The following is a 25,090-nucleotide window of genomic DNA, read 5'->3' as shown; positions in this document are numbered from 1 at the left end:
GCTTGCTGCATGAGCGACCCGAGACTGCACAAGCTCGCTGATGTTCTTGTCAACTATTCCACGCGCGTCAAAGAGGGCGACCTTGTCGCGATCCGGGGTGATCCGATCGCCTGGCCGGGGATCGAGGCGGTCTTTGTGGCGGTCTTGAGAGCCGGCGGCAATCCGTTTTATGTCCCTCAGAGCGAGCGAATCGCGGAACTGCTGCTCGAGCACGGGACGGACGAACAGATCCGATTCCTGAGTCCGTTGGATATGCAGCGGGTGGAAAGAATCGACGTTGAAATCGCATTCTGGGCGGAATCCAACACAAAGTCGCTTTCGCGTTACCCGTCTGAACGGCTGGCAATGAAGCAGGCGGCGCGCAAGCCTTTCATGAAGCGCTTTCTCGAGCGGGCCGGCAAGCGCGAGCTTCGCTGGGTCGGCACGCTTTTTCCCACCAATGCATTCGCACAGGATGCTGAAATGAGCCTGTCGGAATACGAAGACTTTGTCTTTCGAGCCGGGCTCCTCCATCTCCCCGATCCTGCAGCGGAGTGGAAGAAGATCAGCGAGCGCCAGCAGCGCGTTGTCGATTACTTGCGTGGGAAAGAGCAAGTCCACTTTCAGGCACCTCCGGTTTCCGGCGAACACGACGGGACCGACCTGCGCGTGGACGTTTCCAAGTCAACATGGATCAACTGCGACGGGAAGGAGAATTTCCCGGACGGTGAGGTTTTCGCTGGGCCTCAGGGTGTCGACGGACACGTGAATTACACGTTTCCGGCGGTTTACCACGGAAAAGAGGTCGAGGGGGTGCGTCTGGAGTTCAAAGGCGGGCGGGTCATAAACGCCAGCGCCAAGAAGGGCGAAGACTATCTCATCAAAATGCTCGATCAGGACGCCGGCGCCCGCGTCATGGGCGAAATCGCGATCGGCACGAATTATTCGATTCGAGAGTTCACCAAGAACACACTCTTCGACGAGAAAATCGGGGGCACTTTCCATGCCGCGGTCGGCGCGGGATACCCGGAGAGTGGCAGCTCCAACGAGAGCGGGCTGCACTGGGACATGGTCTGCGACCTGCGTGGCGGCGGGACGATCGCGGCCGACCGAGAAGTGTTCCACCGAAACGGGCGGTTTGCTCACTCGGACTGGCCGGCGCCGGACTGATCGCTCTCGCTCAGTTTCTCGAGTCGTGCACTGAACTGCGTTGCGCCGGCCTCGAGGGCCGCGACTCGCTTGTGCGTCTGCGAAAGTCGAGTCGACAAGTCGTCGGCGACCGATGCGTATTCGTCCAACCGGCGTTCGAGGAAGGCGATCGATTCCTGAAGTCGTCGAATCTCCTCCCGGCACTGATCGGATGCGTCGGAGCCATTCATTCTGTCATTCTTGGAAGGCGGAGCGGCTCCGGCATTGGTACGCTTGCCCATCATGCGGATCCAGTTCATCGTTGCCTTGTGCGTGTTCTCCGGTATCGCTCGCGCGCAAGACTACGCGCTCGACATCGCACCGACTCCTTTCAACATGACGAACGCCACCGCACGGGCGCTCGAGAAGGACGAACCGGTCAAAGCGGGTCCGATGCCGTTTGGAACCGCGGGAAACTCTTTGATCACGGTCGGCGGAGGTGTCGCGTACGCCTCCACCGACAATGGAAATTCCACCAACTCGAACGCCTACGTCGCGTGGAACTACTTCCTGGTCAACGACGTCGAGTTTTCGCTTGAGGCGGGCCTTTGGTACTTCAATCAGCCGGGCGAGGACCAATGGGGCGGAAGCGGCACGCTGGCTTTTCGCTGGCACTTCGTCAACAAACGAACCTGGTCGCTCTTTGTCGAAGCAGGTGTTGGATTGCTTGGCGCGAGCGGCGAAGTGCCGACAGGAGGCACGAGCTTCGATTTCATGCCGCGGGCGGGCGGCGGATTCACCTACGAGCTCTCGCCGGGAGGTCCTCGACTCCAAGCGGGGGTGCGCTGGTATCACGTGTCGAACGCCCGAATCAACGGCGATTCGAACAATCCATCGAGCGATGGCGTGATGGGATTTGTGGGCCTGATGTTCCCACTGAACTGAGGAACGCAGCTCAACCCGCCTTGCGAAGTTTTTCGGGAGCCGACTTTGCCGTGTCCGACGCCAGATCGGTCAGAATGACGCGGTTCCTCCCCGATTTTTTCGCGGTGTAAAGGCACTTGTCGGCGGCATCAACCCACGCCGCCGCACCCACACCGATCGGCGTCAACGCGCCGGCCACACCGATCGAAACCGTGATCCGGCGTTCGGGGTGGCGGGGCCAGACCACCGCTTCGATGTTCTGGCGCATCCGATCGCAGAACGCGAGCGCATCGGCGGGACCGGTCGCCGGCATGATCAATACGAATTCCTCGCCTCCGTAGCGGCAGGCGATGTCGGACTGGCGCGAATCACGCTGGATGATCTGTCCAAGCCCCTGGAGCACGGCATCGCCCGCGGGGTGTCCGAACGTGTCGTTGATTGATTTGAAATGATCCGCGTCGAAGAACGCGATCGAGAGCGCTCCGTCGTGACGCTGAACGCGGGCGACCTCGTCCTGCACGCGCCGATCGAAATACGCGCGGTTCCAGAGGCCGGTCAATCCGTCGATCTGCGCTCGCTGCGCCAGCATTTTGAGAAGAAAATTCAGCCTCAACGCGGCACGGATTCGAACCCGAAGTTCCGTGAATTCAAACGGCTTGATGACGTAGTCATGAGCGCCGAGATCGAACGCGGCCACCTTGTCCCCGGCGTTGTCGAGACCGGACAGCACGATGACCGGAATGTGAACCGTTTCGGCGTTGTCCTTAATCGCTCGCAGCACCTCGAACCCATCCATGGTCGGCATATCAAGATCCAGCAGAATCAGATCCGGCCGCTGGGCCTTGAGCGATTCGAGCCCGGACTCGCCGCTCTCGGCGGAAACGATTTCGATCTCCTCCTGCTTGAGGCGGGCCTTGAGGAGACGGTGCACGTCCGGCGAGTCGTCAATGACGAGTACACGCGGCCGAACTGCAACAGAAGTTTCCGAACCGGTGGTCATCCGTCCCCCGAGGGCGTGGCTCTGACATGGCGGGAGCGATGTCGGGAGACACCGTCACCACGTTTGGTTTTTCGACTGTTCAATGGGGCGCGTTCAGGGAAATTCCGGAACCAGAGTCACGCCGCAACGGCCCGCCCGCAGAGGTCGATAAGTTCATCGACCTGGCGCTGCAGTACGGCAATCTGTGCGGTATCGACGCCGGAATGCAGCGTCCGCTCGACACCAGCGGCGGAATCGCTGATCGTGGGGAAGCCATAGCCGCCGGCTGCCCCTTTCAGCTGATGAGCCGCGCGACGAAGCTCGTCGAACTGCGACGCCCTGAGCAGCCCCCGGAGCGCGTCCGCTCGTCTGGGCAGTTCCTGAACGAATTCCTCAACCAATTCGACCATTTCGGCGTCACCCGCAAAGCGGCTCCGAAGTGGTTCGGCCTGCTTTCCTGCGCTCATTTGTGCCTCCCGATCGCGGAGCATCGACCGGAACGGCCACGGCTTTGACCGTGTCTGGTTATCTCTGAAAGAATGTCCACAAGTCCCGGACGGTTAGCGGACGGCGGGCGCCCACGGCCACCCAAAACAAGCAAATCTGGGAATGATGGGAAACTTGACGCCACAAAGGATTATCGTGCTGCGGCGATCCGGCGCCAACGAGCCAATATCCTGCGTCTTCGAATTCTGAAATGCCGAGGGGCGGACTCGAACCGCCGACCTCCGGGTTATGAATCCAGCGCTCTAAACCAGCTGAGCTACCTCGGCGATCGAGCTGATCGTAGCCATCTCACAGACCGCGTTCATCTTGTGAGGAGTCGGTCCGGCTCTCGAAACTTACTGCGGATCATCGGCCATGCGCTCGCGGGGAGCGGCATGTTCGGCCGCACGCGGACGATCGGCGGGGCGAGCGGTCTGCTGACCGGATTCAATCGGGGCTCGATAGCCACCCTCGACATACGGATCTCTGCTCTTTGGACGCGACGCCTGATCTTCGATATCGTCGTCGATGCCCTTGAGGCCCTTTTTGAATTCCACGATGCTTCGGCCAAGCCCACGTCCGACTTCGGGGAGGCGCTTGCCGAACACGAGCAGCCCGATGATGGCCAGGAAAAAAAGATGCCAAGGGCTCAGGAAGTCGTTGATGAATGCAAGTGCCGTCATGGGAATCCTCGGGGTTTCCAGCGGGCCGCCTTGCCCTCCGGTTCAATCATAGTTCCACGCGGAGGCCAAGGCTGCACAAAGCAATCGACCGGTAGGGGCCGCGGTCAGGCAAAAACTTCAGCCGAAATGACCACGTTGTGGAGCAGCATCGCAACGGTGACGGGCCCAACCCCGCCAGGAACCGGACTGACCCAGCCCGCGACGTGTTTGACCGGCTCAAAGTCCACATCCCCCACCGTCTTCATCTTTCCGTCGATGCTCTTGACTCGATTGACGCCAACGTCGATCACAATGGCCTCAGGCTTGACCATGTCCGCCCGGATGAGGCCGGGCACGCCCGCCGCAGCAATGAGTACGTCGGCGGAGCGGGTCAGTTCGGGCAGGTTGTGCGTGTGTTTATTGCAGGAGATCACGGTTGCCTCCTGCCTCATGAGAAGCACAGCGATGGGCTTTCCGACGACATCGCTGGCGCCGACAACAACCGCCCGCTTGCCCCGCAGCAGCGGCCCTTGCGATCCCGCGGGCACGAGCGGGTCGGCGACCACCGACTCCACCATTTTGATGACCGCCAGAGCCGTGCAGGGCGCGAGGCTTGAGCGTCCGTACACCACGTTTCCGATGTTCGCTGGATTGACTCCCTCAACATCCTTTTCGGGTGCGATCAATCGCTGAACGCGATACGGATCGATTCCCTCCGGCAAGGGAAGATGGAGCATGATCGCGTGCACGGAATCTTCGGTGTTCAGGAGCAGCACGCGCCCCGCTATGTCGTCGTAGGTGGCGCTCGCGGGCAGCAGGTGGAGTTTGTATTCGATCCCCAGCGCCGCGCAGGTCTTTGCCTGATTCTCCGCGTAGACACGCGCAGCCGAATCTCCCGAATCGGCGAGCACGGCATCAAGGCGAACGATCCTGCCCCGATCCCGCATTGACGCGACTCGCGCCGAGAGCCCGCTTCGCACCTCCGCCGAGAGTGCGTTGCCGTCGATGAGCTTTGCATCCTTGCGAGCGGTCATGATCGGATGATAACCGGACTTCGAGTCCGGCTGCTTTACAACACGCCTCCGGTTTGGCAAGATACATGACCATGGGTGAGGAAACGTCGCTGCGTTCACAAGTTCCGACTCGGCTCGAATCGGGTGCGGGCCATGTGGAAGGCTCTGCCCTGATGTTCGCGCCTGCGTTTACCGGCCGGTGGGCCCCGATCGCAAGAACCTCGGGCTACCAACTGGCGCTGTTCGCCTCAGCCGTATTCATGACCTTGATGCCCCTGCTGTACTTCGCGGCGATCGGCGCGATCGGCTGGGCCGTCTATTGGCATTTCACCCACGACACCGGAATGCTGCACACTCGAGCGACCGGGCGCGGCGCGGCGTTCATGTTTTTGCTCTACATCCTGCCCGGCGTCGCCGGAATTGTCCTGATCGCATTCCTGCTCCGCCCGCTGATCTTCCTCTTTGGAACGGATGACAACGAGGATCGGATCGAAGTGTTCCCCCGTGAAGAGCCGCGTTTGTTCGCCTTCGTCGAGATGGTGTGCCAGACGATGGGCGCGCCGATTCCCGAACGAATATTCATCAATTGCGAAGCGAATGCCGCGGCGCAACTGCTCGGAGGCGGCTTCGGGCTGTTCGGCCGGCGTCGCCTCGCGCTGCACGTCGGACTTCCACTTGTCGCGGGCCTCAGCGCCACGTCGTTCGCGGGTATTCTCGCGCACGAATTCGGACACTTTTCTCAGGGCGCAGGGATGCGTGCGACATCCATTCTCGGGCGGATGAGCCGCTGGATGGGAATGGCAGCGTACGACCGAAGCGGGATTGATGCGAGCATCCACGGCCTGACACAATCGGGCACGGCGTCGCTGGCATTCATCGGCGTGGTGCTGCTCATCTGCGTCGGCATCGCACGACTGATTCTGAAGTTTGTGTTCTTTCTTGGCTTCGGCGTTTCCCGCATCATGGGCCGGCGCATGGAGTTCGATGCCGATGCACACGAGGCCAGGTTTGTCGGGAGCAAAGCCGCAATCGAGACTTGGCCACGACTGCTCGGACTGATCGAAGCGGTGCGCCAGGCCGACGCCAAAATCGCCGACCAATGGAAGAACAGAACGCTCCCCGAAGACTTCCCGGCACTGGTTGCTTCAACCGCTCGCCGGCTGTCGCCGGACGATCGGGCCGATTTGAAACGAGCGTGCGAGAACAAGCACACCGGTTGGTTCGACACCCACCCGGCGACCGGAATACGCATTCGCTCCATGGAATCCCTCAAAGAACCGGGTGTCTTCCGACTCGACGAACCGGCGACCTCGCTGTTCACCAATTTCGGCGATGCCAGCAAGAAAGCTTCGTACGCGTTCTTCAAAGAACGGGTCGGCGAATACATCTTTTCTGCGACGTTCGTGCGTTCCGCGGACCTTTTCGGTTCGCACGAAGAAGAATCGCGTGCCGCGGCTGTCCCGGATTTTCTCGGCTTCGAACCTCCCGATTGGCGCCCGCTCTGGCTCGGGATGGAGTCCATCACGCCCCCGTCCGATCCGAAGGCGTGCTGGGAAAGAGTCCGCGCGGCGCGCCAGACACTCGCCAAGGCCGGGCCCGCCGCGGCAAGCGCGCTCGACGAATTCCTTGCGTCAGATCAGACCCTGCTCCAGACCGAAACAGCCCCGGTCGTCTTTTCACTCGGAATCTCGTCGATCAAGAAAGAATTTCAGTTCAAGTTCACCGATTCTCGCGCCATGTCGCGCGAAAAGGACAAAGCCGTCGAAATCGCTTCGCGGACTTCGGCGCCGCTCGATGATGCGCTCGATGCCGCCGCGGCGCGGGTTGCCGGAAATCTCCGAATGCTCGCGGTTCCGGGAATCGAGAAACGGATCGACGGAGCACCCAAGATGCTGGCCCGTGCAAAGGAGTTGGCGAACGCCGACTTCGCTCTGCGCCGCGCGTTTTCGCAGGTCAAACAACTCCGCGAGAACTTCCAGCGCGCCATCCTTTTGATTCCCTATCTCGACGATGCCAGAATGAAGGAGAAGGCTCGCGAATCCTTCCGGCCCATCACGGATCTGCTTCGCGACGGCGTCATCGGAATGAGACAGGATCTGGGCGGCGTGAAGTCGCCCTACCCGGGCCCGGATGGCGAAACCAATCTCGGCGGTTTGATTTTCCGCAAGACCCCCGCGTGGCGCGAGTACAACCAGATTATGGGGGCGGCATCAGATGGAATTCAGAAATTCACCGAGACGCAGCGCCGGATCATGTCCGAACTTGTGGAGCTCGCTTCCCGTACCGAATCCGGCCTTCGGAACCAGCCCGCTTCGAAGGCTGCAGGCGCGAGCGCCGAAACCGGTTCCCGATCGAGGTAGCATTCTCGCGTGACACCCCCGGCAAAGACCAGCAACAAAGAAGTTGCCCGCATCGAGGAGTTGCGATCGCTGCTGCATCGCGCCAACCGCGCGTACTACGCGGACGCGGCGCCGATCATGAGCGATCCGGAATTTGATCGGTTGCTGAATGAACTGGCGGCCCTTGAAGCCCGACATCCGGAGTTGGATGATCCGACCAGCCCGACCAGGCGCGTCGGGGGCGACCCGATCGAAGGGTTCGAGCAAATCAAGCACAAGGTGCCGATGCTCAGCATCGACAACACCTACGACGAGCAGGGGCTGCGCGAGTGGTACGCCCGGGTGAGCAAAGGCGACGCCGGGCTCTTCGGCGGGAATAGCGCCGGACCCGAGATCGTGTGCGACCCCAAAATCGACGGCGTCGCGCTCTCGATCCGCTATGTCGATGGAAAACTGGCGTACGCCGTCACGCGGGGCGACGGCACGACCGGTGACGATGTCACGCACGCGGCCCGCGCGATCCGCGCGATCCCCCTCACGCTCGAAGCCGAAGGCCGGCGCGGGGTCGAGATCCCCAAAGTGCTCGAAGTGCGCGGCGAGGTGTACATGCCGGCCCGCGAATTCGAGCGTTTGAACAAGGAGCGCGAAGATGCGGGCGAAGAGCTGTTCATGAACCCGCGCAACGCGACGGCGGGCACGCTCAAGAACCTCGATCCAAAGGTCGCCGGCTCACGAAACCTCGCGTTCTCGGCGCACGGGAGAGGCGACATTGTCCTGCGCAAACCGGGCGATGCCGAGGAGTTCGCTTCAACTTTTTCGGGTTTTCTACAGAACGCTCGCGCGCTGGGGATCCCCACAAGCCCCCACTCCAAAGTGTGCGCCTCGGTGGACGACGCCATCACAATCATCCGCGAATTCGACAAACAGCGCCATTCTCTTTCGTTCGCAACCGACGGGATGGTCGTCCGCGTCAATTCGTTTGCGCGCCAGGCGGAACTCGGTCTGACCTCCAAGAGTCCGCGCTGGATCGTCGCCTACAAGTATCCCGCCGAGCGCAAGACGACCAAACTGATCGACGTGCTGCATCAGGTCGGGAAAACCGGCAAGATCACCCCCCGCGCCGTAATGGAGCCGGTGCTGATCGCCGGGACCATGGTGCAGCACGCGACGCTGCACAACTACGGACGCATCAGAGACGCCGAAACCGAAGAAGCCGGAACACGCACCGACATCCGAATCGGTGACACGGTCTACGTCGAAAAGGCCGGGGAAATCATCCCGCAGGTGGTCGGGGTCCTCCTCGAGAAGCGCCCGAAATCTGCCCGCAAGATCGATGCCCCGTCAAAGTGCCCCGAATGTTCCGCCGTCGTTGAAGTGGAGCCGCCCGAAGCGGAAAGCAACCCGGCACTCGAAACCGTTCGTCGCTGCATGAACCCCGAGTGCCCGGCGCAGATGCGCGAAAAACTGGTCTGGTTCGCGGGCCGCAAGCAGATGGATATCGAGGGTCTCGGCGAGAAAACCGTCGACCTGATTCGCGCGAGCAAAGTCCCTCTCGACTCATTCGCGGACATATTCCGTCTCCGCGACCATCGCGAAGCGCTCGCGGAACTCGAAGGCATGGGCGAGAAGAAGATCGAAACGCTGATCGGGGGCGTCGAAGCCGCGAAACAGCGCGGACTCGGTCGGCTTCTCGCCAGCATGGGCATCCGGCATGTCGGAGACACCACCGGCAAGATGCTCGCGCGCGTTTTTCCGGATCTCGATTCGCTTCTCGAAGCGCCGGCGGACATGCTTATGCCGCGTGCATTGAAAAAGGACCGAGCGGTCGAACTCGGTCTGTCCCCGGAGCCAAAGGACCGGCCGGAAACGGGACTCGGCAAGGACACCGCCCCAGTCGTTCACGCCTACCTCCACAGCGCGCAGGCCACAAAGACATTTGGCGAGCTGCGCAAACTCGGCGTGAAACTCGTCAGCCTCGACCATCAGAAGCCCGGCGAGCTCGCGGCAGCCGGTCCGTTCTCCGGAAAGACCGTCGTCCTGACCGGCACCCTTGAGAACTACGAGCGAACAGAACTGACGGAGATACTCGAGCGTCTCGGCGCCAAGGTTTCCGGATCCGTCTCGTCCAAGACCGACCTCGTGATCGCCGGCGAGTCGGCGGGATCCAAACTGGACAAAGCCCGAGAACTCGGCATTACTGTCTGGGACGAGGCACAATTGCAGAAAGCACTCGGCAAATCCTGATCCCCTCGCCTTCCTCCCGATCCGCGGCAGAATCTACATGTCCACGCCCGCCCCCAAGCCCACGCTTCCAGATCGCGGAGACGACGGCACCATGCGCAATGTCGAATTCAAGGCCGAATTGCGCGATCTGCCTCTCGCCATGTCGGTGTGCGAAGCGCTCGGCGCGCGATACGTCGGCCTGCTCGAACAAACCGACACCTACTACAAAGTCGCCGATGCACGCCTGAAAAAACGCGAAACTCCGGGCGAGCCGACCGAGTGGATCTTCTACGAGCGCCCCGACTCGAGCTCCCCGAAACTCAGCCGTTTCATGATCTACTCCGAGGCCGAAGCGCTCGAACGGTTTGGGTTCAGCCCGCTTCCGGCCTGGCTCGTCGTCCGCAAATCACGCGAACTCTTGTTGCTCGGCAATGTCCGCATTCATCTTGATATGGTGCGCGACCTTGGAACATTCATCGAGCTGGAGGCGATGGTGACCAAGGGCTGCAGCGAGAGCCGCTGCCGCGAATCCATCGCGCAGATCCGTGAAGCGCTCGGCCCGCTGTTGGGCGAACCGATTTCATCCGGATACAGCGATCTGCTCGCCGAGTCGGCGCCCGCCTGAAATCACATGTCGTCATCCGGCCGGTCGGTTTCGTCTTCCGTCTCAAAGCGAACGACGACTGCCGCACGGGCGAATTGATCGCCCCGGTGACGCCCCGAACCATCCATCAGCGCGAGCGCCGCAACCGGAAACAAGAACCATTTGATCGCGTTGCGAATCAGATTGCCGGCAAATCGAGGTCGCCGCAATTCAGCCTGTTCCCCCGGTTTCGCCGGCGCGATGGAGATCACTTCGCAATCCGCGAGCAATTTTCCGGGGCTGCGCCCAAAAAACGTCTCGCCCACGGTACCGACAATGCAGCCGAGGATCGCGAGAAGGAAAAGCGTCTCGAACGCCTCGCCGTCCAACCAGACCATCGGGCCGAGCAATTCGAGAACGCTGTTGCCCGTCAGACGCGGAATAAGAAGCGCGACAATCGCGATGTCCAGAATGGTGGCGATCGCCCGACGAGTCGGCTCCGCGAATGAGAAGCCTTCCGGAAGATGCACCCCATCGGGCTCTTCGGCGCGCAGCACCAACACAAGAATGAGTCCCATCGCGAGGACCAATCCGATCGCGATGAAGCGAAACTCCCCCGACCCCAGCGGATCGAGCGGCTGAGCCGGACCCGAGTAGAAAATCCGGCCTGTCAGCAGCGAAAACTCGATCACCTTCGCTCCAGGGGTCGGGGTCACGCCGAGAATCTTCGCGTCGGGACTGCTTTGGCGCGTCGCCGAAACGACCATCAATCGCGCGAGCCCGTCAAGCGGGACTAGCGCGCGCACCTGTCCGACGGGCTGGACATCGGCGATACGCCGGACATACCCCGGCGAGATCTCGAACACGTCGATCGCATCAGTCCCGGCATTTGCCGCCGCATACCACCGGCCGCCGACGCGCATCCACGTCGCCGTCGGCGGGATTGCTTCGCTCCCGGAAGGCGAGAATCTCTCAGCGGTCCAGCTCGACCTCCACTTCGGCTCACCGTCGGATTTGATCTCCGTCCATTCTTCGGTCCAGACTTCCCAATGTCCTCGGCGCCACGCAACCAAATAGATTGCTCGGGCATCGGCGAACACGCCGAACCGAGTACCACCCGTGTCTCGCTGCATCTTGCACAGCGCTTCCGGAATCTCGATCGATCGCCAAGCCCGATCGCTCAACAACAGAAGGCGGAGCGCTTCTTCAGGTTCGTCGACCAGGAGCGCGACCGGCCCCAAAGGGCCTGCCGCAACGCCCGCAAGCTTCGACATTCCCGGGAGACTCGGCAGCGTGTCCATCCTCCCCGAAGGTTGATCGACCCACAGATCCGAGTCGGAAAAGCGCTGCGCCCGGAGCGCTCGTACGGTCCGCGTCGCGCTCGCGGGGTCGCCGCTGACATCGGCGCGCGGACTGAACACCGCGAAGACCGCATTCTCCCACGCGGCAAGCGCCTCGGGCACCTCGGTCAGCCGCGTCACACTTCGATACAACCCTTGTGCCGCCGGGCGCCCCGAATTGTCCGATGCGGCTCTGGGCGGAACGTGCGCGAGAACGTATTCGCGACCCCCGACAGCCGGCATGACGAACCACGAATGCGTCGCCGCCGGATACGCCTGCAAGTCAGTCATCGGCGCACCCGCACTCGGGAGTCGCGCCGAGGCTTGCCAGGCAATGAGCACGACAAGTGTGGCCGCGAGCGACGCGGGCATTCGCCAGCGCGAAAAGAAAGTGCCGCCGTTCACTTGCTCGCTCCGTCTGGCGCCGTCGGGGGCTCGGCCCCATCCATCGTTTCTCGCTTATCGAGATCGATCAACCTGGGCACCCGATACGACTCTTTCAACAATTTGATGAAGTCGAACGCGGCGGGATTAATGGGCTTACCTCCGGCGGTTCCATTTCCCGGATCGTTGAGATTGATCGTGATTGTCAGATCCTGCCGCGGCACCTTGATGATGCACCGCGACGGCAGGCTCGGCGTCGCACCCACCACGGAACGGGACTGAAACGCAACATACTTCGAGAGCTCGCTCCGCACGACCACCTTGTCCGATCCGTCCAACAGCTCCACCATCACCGGAAGCATCGATTGCGGATCAACAAGCACACGCTTCGTCGAACCACGCGCTGGCAAGTCGTACCAAAGAAGCGTCCTGTCGGTGCTCCAGTGCAGCTTTTCCGGGCTTCCCGGCTGCCCCGGAAGCGGAATCGGCGTGATCGCCATCAACTCGATGAGGTCGAGCGGGTGCACGGGAATCCCGAATCGATCAACCGTCTCCGGAGTCGCTTTGGCGTGCCGCCCGAAAAACGCGACCTTGTCGCCGGTGAGGTCGAACCACCAATACAGCTCCTCGTTACTGCCGAGATAGAAGTACGTGTTTCCGAGTTTGTTGATGATGACCGCGACCTTCGTCGGAAAGATCACCTGCAAGTAGCCTTCCGCTTCTTCCTTGTTGAGCGTCGCGTTCGCAAGCCGCCCGTCCACGCGCAGCGAAACACGCGCCCACAGAGAATCCAGCCCGCGCACTCGTTCGTTCTGCGCATCGATCACCGATTTGATCGGCGGCAACGCTTTCGGCTGCGCGACATTTCCGCCGCCGGGCGTCTGCGGGGAGCTCTGGCAACCGCCCGTCCACAATCCGGCCGCGATCAACGCGCCCGCAAGCACGCGTGCAAAGAGCCTCGATGACACCCCGCGCAACTTCAAGCCTGCCCCACCGGGTCGGGAATCAGCTCCTTCAGCTGGTCAAGCGCGCCCGCGAGCGACTCGTCTTTCATTGAAACCTCGCGCACTTCGACGACAGGCGCCTGTATCTCATCCGCGCGAGTCCGCGCCCGCACCCGCAGCATCCCGTCTTTCGAACCCTCATAGACAAACAGTCTTCGCCGGACGAGGAACAACGCGAGCACAAACCGGAACGCTTCCTGCGCCGGAGTCTGTGGATTGTCGAGTTGCTCGAAAAGTTCCGATGCCTCTTCATCCGAAAGCTTGGTCTTGCGAGCATCCGCCCCGGGCTGAAACACGGTCGTCCAATGCGCAAACAGACCGGTCGGCCGGGCGCCACCCGTCCATGATTCACTCGAAAAATCCGTCCTCACGAATTCTTCGTCGCGATTCGAAAGCGTCGCCACAACGCGCTCGCCGGGCAAAAAGGCACGTCCGCTCGCCGCGCAAACGCCGGGTGAGCGTGAAATCGGATACGACGAGGAGAAGACATTCGACATTCAAAGGCATCCTTGCCCGGCGGCCCTGACTCGGCCACTCGCACACTCACGCTACGTGCGCCGGCTCCGGTACATCACAATATTGACCTTTTCAAGCGTCATCAGCCCCTCGCGGACCATTTTGTCCACGACCGGCAAAAACGCCTTGATTTTCTCCGCCCGGTCCACGATTTCCACGCACAAGGGGAGTTCACTCGGAATCCCGGGCTGAGGAGGGCGATGGAGCAGCGAATTGGCTCCATAGCCGAGCACGCCTCGGAGCACCGTCGCCCCGGCGATCCCAGTCGTCCGTGCGGTCTGCACGATCGCCTCGTGCAGCGGCCGACCGTCGAATGTGTCGTCTTCGCCGACAAAGATTCTCAGCAGTTGTCCTTCGCCTTCTATCTTCATCGTGCTGCTCCTGTCAATGCACTCTCGGGCATACACACGACGCAACCATCGGCTCGAGTCTACTCGATTTGGGGCTACGGCGCGATATGCTGCCCCCGACTTTCCCAATGATCGCTTGAAAGGGGAATGCGGTGCAGAATTTCACCGTCCTCGCGACCGATGCGTCGGGCAGGACTGTCAAGAGAGTTGTCGCGGCAGCAAGCATCGCCGATGCCGAGCAGGCCGTTCTCGCCGAGGGTCTTTCCGCCCGCTCCATTTCGGCCGATGCCGAAGACTCCGACTTTCCGGCTCCGCCTTCGAGCGGTCGCCGCGCCTCCGCCGGACCGGAGGAGCAGGTTTGGAATGGCTCCCCAAGTCAGTGGCTCAACGCGGGCTGGTTCGCCGCGTGCCTTCTGCTCATTCCCATTCCGATCGCGATCTGGAAATACATCGAGCTCCGCAATATCGGCTTTTCGCTCAGCAGCCAGCGCATCAAGGTCGAGTCGGGAGTCCTCAGCAAGCAATACGACCAGGTCGAGTTGTACCGCGTGAAAGACACCATCCTCACTCGAAATCTCATCCAACGGATGCTCGGTCTGGGTTCACTCAAAATGATCACGAGCGATCCGAATCAACCGGAACTCTTGTTCCCGAGTATCCGCGACTCCGAGAATGTCCGCGAGTTGGTCCGTCAGAACGTCGAACGAATGCGCCGCTTGCGGGGCGTGCGCGAGCTCGATGTCGCGGATGAATCCTTCGGAAACGCCCTCACGAGTTGACGCCGCGATCAACTGCCCCGCGGAACGCGGCGGCCCGAGGAAGAACCGGTTGCCGCGGCAATGAACTGGTCAAAGAGTCTCTGCCCGACCGCGGCATCGGGCGTCCGCTCCGGATGCCATTGCACGCCGAGATAGAACTCCTTTGATTCATCGACTACGGCTTCCAGTATACCGTCCGGACTGCTCGCAATCGGAACCAGCGTCCCCGCCCCCGTCACCGCCTGCCGATGCCGGCTGTGCACAAGCCCCGAGAGTTCGAAGCGGCGCGGAGACCCAATCGGTGCAACCCGATGCTCGGAGTTCCAGTGCTCGGCGTGCGTCGGCACGCTGTCCTCCATTCGCTGATTCAGCGTGCCGCCGGCAACCAGGCACATCATCTGCATCCCAAGACACACGCCCAGCACCGGTGTGGTTTTCTCGCCATCGAGCCTGGCGAGAAGCATCGTTTCGAATTCCTGCCGGATTTGGTGTTGAGGCGTGACCCGCGAATGCGTGGCAACTCCGAATGGTTCGGTGCGAGGATCGCCGCCGCCAGTCAGCAAAAAACCGTCGCAGCGGGCCGCGTACTCGTCCAGCATCGAAATCATGGGCGCCAGAATCACCGGCACTCCGCCGGCCCGCTCAACCGCGTGGCAGTATTGAAGCGCCACGTCGAGCCTGACGCGCCCCCCCTGCTCCGACACGTCAGGAGTGATTCCGATGATGGGCTTCGTCGAATTCAGCTCAGGCTCCGTTTCCCGCCGCGAGCGCGCAATCTCATCCGGCTCTACACTGCTCCGATGTCGCGCTCGGCCGCACTTTTCTGGGTTCTTACTGCTCTCGTGCTCGGGATCATTGTTTGGCTCACGCAGCCGCGACCGGTGCTGCAATCGGCGTCCGTGCAGCTCCTTCCCGATTTTTCCCCGTCGCAGGTTTCTCAGATCGAGATCGAATGGCCCGACGGCGAACGCGCCCGCCTCGATCGGGCCCCGTTCGATCCCTACTGGATCCTCCTTTCCCAGCCCAAAGACAACGCACGAACGCCACCCTGGCCCGCCGAGACCGGCCGCGTGCAGGGCCTCCTGCGGCTGCTTGCAGAAGCTCGCGAAGGTGGCGATGCCCGCGCCATGCCAACCGCTCTGTTTCTGACCCTCTCACGAGGTTCCGGCAGCCCGATCCGCCTCGCGGTTGACCCCAATCCGCTTGGCGGAACCGGAAGCATCGCCCGTCTCGGCGCCGACGGGCGTGTCGCCGCGGTGGCTGAAGTCGACGAGCAGTTTGTCCGAGCACTCGCATGGAGCGCGATCGACTCCTGGCGATCGAAGGATCTTCTCTTCTGGCCAACGGCCGCAACAACCGAACTCCGCTCGCGGTCCGGGTCCGCGACCTTCGATGTCGTCAAGGCGGGCGGCGCCTGGATCATGCGCGACCCGATCGCGATCAAAGCCGATGCCGCGGGAGTCGAAGGCGCCCTGCTTCTGCTCTCCAAATCTGCCGTCGATCGGTTCCTGCCCCCGAACGCGACACCCGAAGATGCGTGGGCCTCGCCCGCACGAGTCATCCATTTCGCGGCCAAAGTTCCGGGCACACGCGATCACCTGGAAATCGAGCAGGCAATGGAACTCGGCACGCTGATCGACTCGAATTCACGGATGGTCAGAATCACTGCGCGCCAGTCCGGCGAGAGCGCCGCGCTCTGGGGGCCGGAAATCGCAATCGTGAACGAAGCGACACTGCGGGCCATTCCAACCGACGCCGGAATGTTCGTGTCGCGGATTTCCCTCGACCTGCCCCCGGCCGACATCGCGTCGGTCGAGATCAGATTCTCCGGCCGGCGCGCTGTGGTCGAGCGGGATTCATCCGGCAAATTCGGCGAGGCGGATCCTCCGGTCCGCGAATTACTACGGCTGCTCTGCGAAACGCCTTCCTCGGGGACTCGAATTCTCGACGCCCCGCCACCGCCCTCGGACGAATTCGTCGAAGTGCGCGTCTTCGGACCCAAATCCGATCCACTCGCGAGTTTTCTCCTCCGAGTCGGATCGATCCCCTCGCGGGTCTCCGGCGCGCCCTCCGTTCCGGCGATTGAAATTGTTTATCGCGCGATTTCGCGCACGGTGCCGTGGCAACGACCCGGAGATTTTCTCGCCACCCTGCGCGGGCTCACGTCAAATACGCAGCAACGGTGATCGCTTTCCGGCGGAACGGGCTCGCATCATCGTTCATTTCGATGCAACGCCGATATCAGTACGGAACTGCGCGCCCTCGAAGCTGATCATTCGCACCGCCTCATAGGCCTTGGCGCTCGCCTCCGCGACAGTCGCTCCGAGGCCGGTCACGCCCAGCACACGCCCACCGTTCGTCACGGTCGCCCCGTCCCGATCGCGCGTCGCGCCGGCAATCGAAACAACCACATCCTTCACCTTCTCCGCGTCCTCGATGCCCTGAATGGGCGCCCCCTTCTTCGGCGCTTCCGGATAGCCGCGTGCGGCCATCACAACGCAGCTCGCCGCGCGTTCGTCCCATTCCACTTCCACCCGGTCGAGCGTTCCCTCGCACGCGCCGCACAGAAGATCGATCAAATCGCTCTTCAATCGCGCCATCAGCGGCTGACACTCCGGGTCACCGAAGCGGCAGTTGAACTCGAGCACCTTCGGTCCCGCGGGCGTCAGCATGATCCCCGCGTACAAAACACCCTTGTACTCAATCCCGTCCCGCCGTAGCGCATCGATCGTCGGCACCAGGATCTCGCGCTCCACATGACGCAGTGTCTCCTCGTCGATATTCTCGGCCGGGCAATACGCGCCCATGCCGCCCGTGTTCGGCCCCTTGTCCCCGTCCTGGAGCCGCTTGTGATCGCGGCACGCCGGCAATACCAGAATGTTCCCGCCGTCCACGATCGCCAGAACCGAAACCTCCGTGCCTTCCAGCCGCTCTTCGATCACAACGCGCCGCCCCGCATCGCCGAATTCCTTCTTCACCATCATCCGCTCGAGCGCCTCGTGCGCCTCTTTGAACGTCTGTGGCACGACAACCCCCTTGCCCTTCGCAAGCCCCGCCGCCTTGATCACAGGGGGCGCTTCGGCGTGGGCATCTCTGCTCTTGGCAACCAATCCGCGCGAGCGATTGTCGAGGGCCGGTGGGCTCTCGCGCGACGCGAGATAGTCCTTCGCCGCGCGGTAATCCGTGAAAATCCGTGCATCGCCCGTCGGGATCGACGCCGACCGCATCAATTGCTTCGACCACGCCTTGTCGCCTTCGAGTTTCGCGGCTTCCGCAGACGGCCCAAACACCATCCGCCCCGGCGCGCGAAGCTTGTCCGTCCATCCCTCGCAAAGCGGGTCTTCCGGCCCGATGACCACCAGCCCGACCTTGTTTTTGTCACAGAATTGCTCGAGCCTGTAGATCTCTCGGAAGCTCACCGGAACATCAACCGGCTTCGCCAGCTTCGACAACCCCGCGTTCTCCGGATGCGTGATCCACAGATCGCCAAGCCGGCGCGATTCGCGCAGTTTCCGAGCGATCGCGTGTTCACGCCCGCCGCCACCGACCAGAAGCACATTGACCTTTTCTGACATCGCTCTCCCTATCGCCGCCGACCGCGGCAAACCGGGGCGATGGTAGCTATCGCGATGCCGCGCCGGCGCGCCCCGCCTCTCTCAATTCCGTTTCATCCCATGTAACAAGCGCACTCTCAAACATCTCCGTTGCGTCTTTCACCGCCCCCGCGATTGCTTCCGGCCCGGGCAACCAGCAAAGCCTCGCGATCCGTTCGTACACGCCCCGCGGCAAATCATCCTTCAGATACCGGAATCCAAAGTCGTAACGCTCGATGCAGTGCACGCAGCGCAAGAGATCAACAAGCGGCCGCAGCACCAGCGCCTGATAGAAGTACGCCGCATCCACTGGCAGATTCCGCCGCGCCAGTTTCACGGGCAAATGCCGGAACAACGGGAACTTCTTTCGCATCTCCTTCACTTTTTTCGCCGCCGCGTCAATGCACGCGGCCCGATCAACGTGCGCCACGCGCACGAGCGAATCATGATCGAACAAGAGCCGCCCGACTCCGTGCCGCTCCTTCTCAAACCACGGATGCGGCTTGTCTTCCTCCACGATCAGCCAATCGATCATCAAGTCTTCCGGCGCATTCTCGAGTTGATAGAACGCCTGCTCGAATCCGTGCCACGTCGGCGTCGGCAACCGAAAGCGAATCCGGATCGGTCCGATTTTTTCGACCGCCGCTTCGATGACCGTCGCCGCCGCTTCCGTCTTGCCCCGTGCGCACACCACCATCAGATCAATGTCCGACCACTCATCCGTGCGCCCGTTCGCATCGCTCCCACCCAGCCACGCGGCACGAAAATCCGGATTTGCGATCAGTTGTTCCCGAAGCCCCGAGATGATTTCTTCGCGATGGAGCATGCGACGTCTACCCGCAAGGTGCCGCCTGGTTTCGCGCCCGAAACGCCCGCCCCGATTGACAGAACCGCCTCTCGCGCCTATCTTCCCTCCAGATTGCGGGGTGGAGCAGCCCGGTAGCTCGTCGGGCTCATAACCCGAAGGTCCCAGGTTCAAATCCTGGCCCCGCTATTCGAAAACCCCCCGCGTTTCACGACGCGGGGGTTTTTCATTTCCGCCCATTCTCTGCCCCGTTCCGGCCCTTCTCGCCCACGAGCGCCCTCGTTCCCGCAATATTCGCGAGCCCCCAATCGCGAACGGCGAGCATGACGGGCAGCAAGCTCCTGCCTTTCTTTGTCAGCGCATACGCCGAACTCCCGGCCCGCTCCGTCGAATCTCGCGCGACAACCAGCCCGCTCTCACACAAGTCGTGCAATCGGCTCGTCAAAATGTTGGTCGCGATTCCCTCCGGCGATTCCAGAAATTCCCGGAAGTGCGCCTTCCCCACAAAGAGGTCCCGCAGCACGATCAGCGTCCACCGGTCGCCGATCAGATCGAGCGCGCAAGCCACCGGACAAACCGAGCGTCTGCTCTTCTTTGAACGCGCCAACGAGCCTCCTTACTTCTGTTCTGATTTCATCTGCCGCAGTATCTCCTCGATCTGCTTCCGATGAATCGCCAGATGCATCCCTGTCATCCCGTGCCATTCCGCGGCATCCAGCGGCCCAAACCACGGATGCGCGAACCGCACAGCCGTCCGAAGCTTTGCCGCACCTGCGACAACACGCTCCACCTCGTCGCACGAACCCTCGTATCGCTGCACCACATCCGCGCCAACCTCTCTCGACGGCTTCACCGCCGCCGTGCTCGCCTTCATCCGCGGCACATCGCCCTTCTAAAGCGACGCGATCACCATCGCCACCTGCGAATTCACGATCCGAAGGTGATCCAGCATCATCCACACCGACCAATACCTGCTGCTGTCCTCGAGCCCGCGCAGCCTCGGGATCAGCACGCGCTCCGCCGCCGCTCCCGCCGAAAGCGATTCATACAACTCGCGTATCCGAGTTCGCTCTCGATTGAACTTCCGATCGGATCCCGCGCGACCGTTGACGCGGCAGCCGATCCGCAGCACCCCCCCCCCACCAACTGCTCGATCTTCGGAACACCCGCTCCGGGCTTGTCCAGCACGGGCTCCGCAGTGAATGGCTTTGACATGGCGGCATTCTACGCAGTCACTTGCAAAATGCAAGTGATTTGGCGCCACGCCCAAGCCCACGCCGCCTGCCCCGTCACTCCCCCCTGCTTCCACCAAGCGCCCGATCCAGATTGAACGCGGCACTAATGAACGCCAGGTGCGTGAACGCCTGCGGAAAGTTTCCGAGCGCCTCGCCTCGCATCCCCGTCTGCTCCGCGTACAGCCCGACGTGATTGGCGTACCCGAGAAACTTCTCGAACAACACCCGCGCTTTCTCGAGCCGCTCCGGCTGAAAGCGCCCGGCGCGGGTCTGCGCCTCGATCATCCAGAGCGTGCAGATGTTGAATCCGCCCTCGTTCCCGGAAAGCCCGTCGTCCGTCTCGTCCTGCCGGTAGCGGTACACCTGCGTGTCGGCGGTCAGGCCCCGCTCGGTGAGCGGACGCGAGATGGCGTCCAGCGTGCGAAGCATCCGCGGGTCGTTGGGCGCGAGAAAGAACACGAGCGGAAACGCAAGGTTCGCCGCGTCGAGCGTGTCGGTGTCATAGTGCTGGACGAACGCGCCGCGGCCGGGGTGATAGCCCTTGTCCATCACCTCGCGATAGATCTCATCGCGAACGTTGCGCCAACCGAGCAGATCGCCGGGGAACGACCGCTTCTCCGCAAGCCGAATGCCGCGGTCGAGCGCGACCCAGCACATCACTTTGGAATACAAAAAATGATGCTCGGGCCCGCGCACCTCCCACACACCTCGGTCCGGCCGCGTCCAGTTCTTGCACACCCAGTTCATCACCCGCGTGAGCTGTCTCCACGTGTCGTAGCTGATCGGCGTCGCGTACTTGTTGTACAAATACACCGAGTCCATCAACTCGCCGCACACGTCGATCTGAAGCTGCTGGTACGCCGCATTCCCGATCCGAACCGGACGCGAGCCCCGGTACCCTTCCAAGTGATCGAGCGTGATCTCTTCAACCTCGTGGCGACCGTCGAGGCGGTACAGAGGCTGCAGCATCCCATCCGGGGTCAACTCGTGGATCCGCGCATCGACCCAGTGCATGAACGCGTCGGTCTCATGAACCAGACCGACGCGCATCAGCCCGTACAGCGTGAACGCGGCATCACGCACCCACGTGTACCTGTAGTCCCAGTTGCGCTCGCCGCCGATCGGCGCCGGCAGTGAGCACGTCGGCGCCGCCACGATCGCGCCCGTTGGTTCAAACGTCAACATCTTGAGCGTGAGCGCCGACCGCCGAACCATCTCGCGCCAGCGCCCCGTGTACGTGCAGCCCTGTATCCATCGCCGCCAATAGCCGATCGTGTGCTCGAGCAGCTTGTTGGCGTGCGGCTCGTGCAGAATTTCGGTTTTCCCATGCGCGGGTGCCTTCCCGATCCCGTGATAGAGCGAAAGCACGATCGTCTGACCCGCTTCGAGCTTGACGTCGGCGCCGACACCGCCGGAATCCTGCGCCGCCAGAGGCGTCGTGCTCGTCACATGCAGATAAGCCTCCGGCGATTCGAACACGGCGCCCCACGGCACGATCGTGCATTGGTGCTTCGCCCGCGCATAGTCGAACGCGGGCCGGCAATGCACCCGGACGTTGACCCGCCCGAACACGCCGCGGCAGATGCGCACGATCGACGGCGTGTGCGGATCATCCAGCGGAGCCGCGGCACTCTGTCCACCCATCGGCATGAAATCGATGAGCTCGGCAACCCCCTCGTGCGATTGAAAGCGGGTAACCAGTACGTTGGTATCGGGCCAGTAGAACTGACGCGCGGCGCCGTGATTCTCCACCGGAGAAACGCTGAATCGCCCACCCTTGTCGTCATCGAGGATCGCCGCGAAGACGCTCGACGAATCGAACTGAGGCATGCACAGCCAGTCGATCGACCCATTGAGTCCAACATGGGCAGTCGTGCGGAGATTGCCGATGACGCCGTAGTTCTCGATCGGGAGATAGGCCATTGCAAAGTTCCGAGGTGTAAGGCGGACTCACCCGGCAAGAGCCTAGCAGTCATCCGGAGATCACAAAATGAAACTCCTCGAGGAAATCGAGTGCGAGCCTTCTGTTGTCTCCGTTACCGCGACGCCGGCATCAGTTCGAGAGTTGAAACGACAAACGCCGCCGTTGCGGATTTGATCGTCCGCTCCCGATCTGGCGCAAACCGCGAATTGTGCGGCCCCGGCAGCATCATCGTGCGACCCGCCGCCTTTGCTTCCGCGAACACCGCCGTCTCTGCCAGGGCCGGGGGGGGGGGAGGTGCCGCGAATTCCGCCGTTTGCTTCTGCCTCGGCGTCACCAGCGTCGACCCCACCAAGTTCCAATTGCTCTTCGAGCGCTTCATCAGCAAGGAGCGCAACGAGCCGCCGGACATCGACATCGATTTCGAGCACGAGCGGCGCGAGGAGGTGATCCAGTACATCTACAGAAAATACGGACGCGATCGCGCCGCGCTCACCGCCGAGGCGATCTCGTATCGAAGGCGCAGCGCGGTGCGCGACGTCGGCAAAGCGCTCGGGCTCTCGCTCGATCTTGTCGATCGCCTTGCGAAATCGATCGAGTGGTGGGACAAGGGCGCGATCGATCCGGAAAGCCTGCGCGAGATGGGCCTCAACCCGGAAGACATCACGCTGCAGTGGCTCGCGCGACTTGTCGGCGAGTTGCTCGGTTTCCCTCGCCATCTCTCGCAACACGTTGGCGGATTCGTCATCACGCGCACGCCGCTCTGCGAACTCGTTCCCGTCGAGAACGCCGCGATGCCCGATCGCACGGTGATCGAATGGGACAAGGACGACATCGACGCGGTCGGAATGTTCAAGGTCGACGTGCTCGGGCTGGGGATGTTGACGTGTTTGTCGAAGGCGTTGGATTTGGTAAACAGGGGCAAAGGGGCAAAGGGGCAAAGGGATAAACGCGGCGGAAACAAACCGATTACCGGAAAGCACGACCCATGAAAGTGAAAACGTTTCGAGACTTGTTGATCTGGCAGAAGGGGATGATCTTGGCGCGCGAGATCTATCTCGCGACACGGAAGATGCCCAAGGAAGAAATGTTCTGTCTCACCAATCAGATGCGTCGCGCCGCATGCTCGATCCCGATGAACATCGCGGAAGGATATTGCAAGTACACACGCCCGGAATACATGAAGGGTCTTCGAACGGCGATCGGTTCGCTGGGAGAACTGAGTACCGCCTACGAGATCGCAACCAGCTTGGAAATGATTCCCGTCAATCCGGGATTGATTGCCAAACTGGCCGAAGAAGATCGCATGATCCAAAGCCTGCTGATGAAGTTAGACGCCAAGACGAAAGAAGAGCTTCGGCTGAAGAAAGACCTGAAACGCAAGAAGTAGTTGCTCTTCTTCCCTCTGCCCCTCTGCCCTTCCCTTCTCTTCCTCCACACCATTCCTCATCCGGATCCCGCCACCTACGCGATGATCCAGCAGGCGGACACCGTCGGGGTTTTTCAGATCGAGAGCCGGGCGCAGATGTCGATGCTGCCGCGGCTGAAACCGAAAGAGTTTTACGATCTCGTCATCGAGGTCGCGATCGTGCGGCCCGGGCGATCCAGGGCGACATGGTGCATCCGTACCTGCGCCGGCGCAACAAAGAAGAACCGATTCCGCCCTCGCCTCATCCTTCTTTTGATGAAGTGCTGGGACGCACGCTCGGTGTGCCGCTGTTTCAGGAACAGTGCATGGCGCTCGCGGTGAAGGCGGCGGGGTTCACACCGGGCGAGGCGGATCAGCTGCGGCGCGCGATGGCGGCGTGGAAACGCAAGGGCGATCCCGCGATCGTTCGCGGAGCGCTGCTTCGAGCAGATCAAAGGTTTCACGAGCATGGTTTTCCAGAGAGCCATGCCGCGTCGTTTGCACTATTGGTGTACGCATCGGCGTGGCTGAAGTGTCACTACCCGGCGGAGTTCTGCGCGGCGATCCTGAACAGCCAGCCGATGGGTTTCTATGCGCCGGCGCAGCTCATCCGCGATGCCAAAGAGCACAATGTCGTGGTCCGGCCGATCGATGTGAACCACAGCGCATGGGATTGCACGGTCGAACCCGACGGCGCGCTGCGTCTTGGCATGCGGCTGGTGGCGGGCGCGCGGAAAGAAGATGGCGATGCGATTCGCGCCGCGGTCGAGCGGCGTGGGCGCTACTCGTCTCTGCTTTCGCTCTGGCGCGAATCGGGCTCGAGCGCGCTGACTTTCCGGAGGCTCGCGGGCGCGGATGCTTTCGGCTCCATGAATCTCTCGCGTCAGGAAGCGCTCTGGAACGCACGGCTTCTCCGCGATGACAAGCTGCCGCTCTTCGACGGCGCGGAAGAACCGGAAGCAGAGCCGGGACTGCCCGCGCTCTCGGCGCAGCAGCATACCACGCTCGACTACAACGCGACGGGTCTCTCGCTCAAGTCGCACCCGATGGAATTTCTTCGTCCTTCGCTCAGAGCGCGCAAGGTACGCCCGTGCGGCGATCTTCGCAACGCGAAGCTCTGTCACAACGACTGTCCCATCGCGGTCGCGGGGCTGGTGCTCGTGCGCCAGCGCCCCGGAACGGCTTCGGGCGTGACGTTCATTACGATCGAAGATGAGACCGGCATCGCCAATCTGATTGTGTGGCGTCAGGTCTATGAGTGCTACCGGAAGCAGGCGCGCGCCAACGTGCTGTCGCTTACGGAAAGGTCCAGCGCGAAGGTGAGGTTGTGCACGTGATCGTTTCGCGTCTGCAAGGACTCGAAGCAAGCGAGCCGCTCATCGTGCGCGCCCGGAATTTCCATTGAACTCGCAGGAAGACTTCGGCGCACGCACGACCCGACCACCTACCCAACTGTCCCT

26 protein-coding genes and 2 tRNA genes are annotated in these 25,090 nt (G+C 62.0%); 11 read left to right on the top strand and 17 right to left on the bottom strand.

Going from position 1 to position 25,090, the window contains the following annotated elements; genetic code table 11:
* The first annotated feature begins 9 nt into the window (after positions 1–9).
* Entirely contained in the window at positions 10–1,149 is a 1,140-nt protein-coding gene (locus KF691_07795) for an aminopeptidase (GenBank protein ID MBX3389343.1), read from the top strand.
* Here the strand turns inward: KF691_07795 and KF691_07790 are convergent.
* Complete coding sequence (locus KF691_07790) at positions 1,122–1,358, bottom strand: hypothetical protein (GenBank protein MBX3389342.1); 237 nt, start codon at positions 1,356–1,358, stop codon at positions 1,122–1,124. The two genes, KF691_07795 and KF691_07790, sit on opposite strands and share 28 nt — an antisense overlap.
* Positions 1,359–1,410: 52 nt before the next feature.
* Between KF691_07790 and KF691_07785 the strand changes: the two genes are divergently transcribed.
* Positions 1,411–2,052 (top strand): acyloxyacyl hydrolase, encoded by a 642-nt coding sequence (locus KF691_07785; protein ID MBX3389341.1) that lies wholly within the window; start codon positions 1,411–1,413, stop codon positions 2,050–2,052.
* A gap of 10 nt (positions 2,053–2,062) precedes the next feature.
* Here the strand turns inward: KF691_07785 and KF691_07780 are convergent, their stop codons facing one another.
* From KF691_07780 to KF691_07760, 5 genes are all read right to left on the bottom strand, one after another.
* Complete coding sequence (locus KF691_07780; protein MBX3389340.1) at positions 2,063–3,031, bottom strand: diguanylate cyclase; 969 nt, start codon at positions 3,029–3,031, stop codon at positions 2,063–2,065.
* 116 nt (positions 3,032–3,147) lie between these two features.
* Positions 3,148–3,477, bottom strand: coding sequence for an Hpt domain-containing protein (locus KF691_07775; GenBank protein ID MBX3389339.1), 330 nt, complete (start codon positions 3,475–3,477; stop codon positions 3,148–3,150).
* A gap of 231 nt (positions 3,478–3,708) precedes the next feature.
* Positions 3,709–3,783: transfer RNA gene (locus KF691_07770), tRNA-Met, on the bottom strand.
* Between the two features lie 69 nt (positions 3,784–3,852).
* On the bottom strand, positions 3,853–4,179 hold the full coding sequence (locus tag KF691_07765; GenBank protein ID MBX3389338.1) for a twin-arginine translocase TatA/TatE family subunit: 327 nt from the start codon (positions 4,177–4,179) through the stop codon (positions 3,853–3,855).
* A gap of 104 nt (positions 4,180–4,283) precedes the next feature.
* Entirely contained in the window at positions 4,284–5,192 is a 909-nt protein-coding gene (locus tag KF691_07760; protein MBX3389337.1) for a bifunctional 5,10-methylenetetrahydrofolate dehydrogenase/5,10-methenyltetrahydrofolate cyclohydrolase, read from the bottom strand.
* A gap of 71 nt (positions 5,193–5,263) precedes the next feature.
* On the opposite strand from KF691_07760, the gene KF691_07755 reads away from it, so the two are divergent.
* From KF691_07755 to KF691_07745, 3 genes are read left to right on the top strand one after another with little or no spacing between them, the layout of a single operon-like run.
* Positions 5,264–7,531: a M48 family metallopeptidase gene (locus KF691_07755; protein MBX3389336.1), complete on the top strand. Its 2,268-nt coding sequence runs from the start codon at positions 5,264–5,266 to the stop codon at positions 7,529–7,531.
* A 9-nt stretch (positions 7,532–7,540) separates the two neighbouring features.
* Positions 7,541–9,754: an NAD-dependent DNA ligase LigA gene (ligA, locus tag KF691_07750; GenBank protein MBX3389335.1), complete on the top strand. Its 2,214-nt coding sequence runs from the start codon at positions 7,541–7,543 to the stop codon at positions 9,752–9,754.
* A 37-nt stretch (positions 9,755–9,791) separates the two neighbouring features.
* Positions 9,792–10,358 (top strand): class IV adenylate cyclase, encoded by a 567-nt coding sequence (locus KF691_07745; protein MBX3389334.1) that lies wholly within the window; start codon positions 9,792–9,794, stop codon positions 10,356–10,358.
* 2 nt (positions 10,359–10,360) lie between these two features.
* On the opposite strand, the gene KF691_07740 is transcribed toward KF691_07745, so the two are convergent.
* Genes KF691_07740 through KF691_07725 form a run of 4 tightly spaced genes read right to left on the bottom strand, consistent with a single transcriptional unit; the run spans position 10,361 to position 13,931 of the window.
* Positions 10,361–12,061, bottom strand: coding sequence for a hypothetical protein (locus KF691_07740; protein ID MBX3389333.1), 1,701 nt, complete (start codon positions 12,059–12,061; stop codon positions 10,361–10,363).
* On the bottom strand, positions 12,058–13,008 hold the full coding sequence (locus KF691_07735) for a hypothetical protein (protein MBX3389332.1): 951 nt from the start codon (positions 13,006–13,008) through the stop codon (positions 12,058–12,060). Before KF691_07735 ends, KF691_07740 begins: the two co-directional genes overlap by 4 nt.
* Positions 13,009–13,019: 11 nt before the next feature.
* Entirely contained in the window at positions 13,020–13,541 is a 522-nt protein-coding gene (locus KF691_07730; GenBank protein MBX3389331.1) for a hypothetical protein, read from the bottom strand.
* Positions 13,542–13,592: 51 nt separating this feature from the next.
* Positions 13,593–13,931 (bottom strand): DUF190 domain-containing protein, encoded by a 339-nt coding sequence (locus tag KF691_07725; GenBank protein MBX3389330.1) that lies wholly within the window; start codon positions 13,929–13,931, stop codon positions 13,593–13,595.
* Positions 13,932–14,062: 131 nt separating this feature from the next.
* On the opposite strand from KF691_07725, the gene KF691_07720 reads away from it, so the two are divergent.
* Positions 14,063–14,689, top strand: a complete 627-nt coding sequence (locus KF691_07720; protein ID MBX3389329.1) for a PH domain-containing protein — start codon at positions 14,063–14,065, stop codon at positions 14,687–14,689.
* Positions 14,690–14,697: 8 nt separating this feature from the next.
* Here the strand turns inward: KF691_07720 and KF691_07715 are convergent, their stop codons facing one another.
* The gene (locus KF691_07715; GenBank protein MBX3389328.1) at positions 14,698–15,372 is read right to left on the bottom strand and encodes a gamma-glutamyl-gamma-aminobutyrate hydrolase family protein; all 675 of its coding nucleotides are present in this window, start codon (positions 15,370–15,372) and stop codon (positions 14,698–14,700) included.
* Between the two features lie 96 nt (positions 15,373–15,468).
* Between KF691_07715 and KF691_07710 the strand changes: the two genes are divergently transcribed.
* Complete coding sequence (locus tag KF691_07710) at positions 15,469–16,854, top strand: hypothetical protein (GenBank protein MBX3389327.1); 1,386 nt, start codon at positions 15,469–15,471, stop codon at positions 16,852–16,854.
* 33 nt (positions 16,855–16,887) lie between these two features.
* Here the strand turns inward: KF691_07710 and purD are convergent, their stop codons facing one another.
* Both purD and KF691_07700 read right to left on the bottom strand, forming a co-directional pair.
* Positions 16,888–18,243 (bottom strand): phosphoribosylamine--glycine ligase, encoded by a 1,356-nt coding sequence (gene purD / locus KF691_07705; protein ID MBX3389326.1) that lies wholly within the window; start codon positions 18,241–18,243, stop codon positions 16,888–16,890.
* Between the two features lie 46 nt (positions 18,244–18,289).
* Positions 18,290–19,087: a nucleotidyltransferase domain-containing protein gene (locus KF691_07700; protein MBX3389325.1), complete on the bottom strand. Its 798-nt coding sequence runs from the start codon at positions 19,085–19,087 to the stop codon at positions 18,290–18,292.
* A 94-nt stretch (positions 19,088–19,181) separates the two neighbouring features.
* Here KF691_07700 and KF691_07695 point away from each other — a divergent pair.
* Positions 19,182–19,255 (top strand) — tRNA-Met (locus KF691_07695).
* A 37-nt stretch (positions 19,256–19,292) separates the two neighbouring features.
* Here KF691_07695 and KF691_07690 read toward each other — a convergent pair.
* The 4 genes from KF691_07690 to KF691_07675 form a co-directional block, all read right to left on the bottom strand.
* Positions 19,293–19,673: a helix-turn-helix transcriptional regulator gene (locus tag KF691_07690; GenBank protein ID MBX3389324.1), complete on the bottom strand. Its 381-nt coding sequence runs from the start codon at positions 19,671–19,673 to the stop codon at positions 19,293–19,295.
* A gap of 9 nt (positions 19,674–19,682) precedes the next feature.
* Positions 19,683–19,940 carry a hypothetical protein gene (locus tag KF691_07685; protein MBX3389323.1) on the bottom strand — a complete coding sequence of 86 codons (258 nt, stop codon included), beginning with the start codon at positions 19,938–19,940 and terminating at the stop codon, positions 19,683–19,685.
* An 18-nt stretch (positions 19,941–19,958) separates the two neighbouring features.
* Positions 19,959–20,117, bottom strand: coding sequence for a hypothetical protein (locus KF691_07680; GenBank protein ID MBX3389322.1), 159 nt, complete (start codon positions 20,115–20,117; stop codon positions 19,959–19,961).
* A gap of 238 nt (positions 20,118–20,355) precedes the next feature.
* On the bottom strand, positions 20,356–22,224 hold the full coding sequence (locus KF691_07675) for a glycoside hydrolase family 15 protein (GenBank protein ID MBX3389321.1): 1,869 nt from the start codon (positions 22,222–22,224) through the stop codon (positions 20,356–20,358).
* 90 nt (positions 22,225–22,314) lie between these two features.
* On the opposite strand from KF691_07675, the gene KF691_07670 reads away from it, so the two are divergent.
* From KF691_07670 to KF691_07660, 3 genes are all read left to right on the top strand, one after another.
* Positions 22,315–23,214, top strand: coding sequence for a hypothetical protein (locus KF691_07670; GenBank protein ID MBX3389320.1), 900 nt, complete (start codon positions 22,315–22,317; stop codon positions 23,212–23,214).
* Positions 23,211–23,612 (top strand): four helix bundle protein, encoded by a 402-nt coding sequence (locus tag KF691_07665; GenBank protein ID MBX3389319.1) that lies wholly within the window; start codon positions 23,211–23,213, stop codon positions 23,610–23,612. The genes KF691_07670 and KF691_07665 overlap by 4 nt, the downstream gene beginning before the upstream one ends.
* Positions 23,613–23,836: 224 nt before the next feature.
* Entirely contained in the window at positions 23,837–24,967 is a 1,131-nt protein-coding gene (locus KF691_07660) for a hypothetical protein (protein ID MBX3389318.1), read from the top strand.
* The last annotated feature ends 123 nt before the right edge of the window (positions 24,968–25,090 follow it).

The sequence above is a fragment of the Phycisphaeraceae bacterium genome, assembly GCA_019636555.1.
Classification (GTDB): Bacteria; Planctomycetota; Phycisphaerae; order Phycisphaerales; family UBA1924; genus JAFEBO01.
This window is presented reverse-complemented; position numbering and strand designations above follow the sequence as displayed.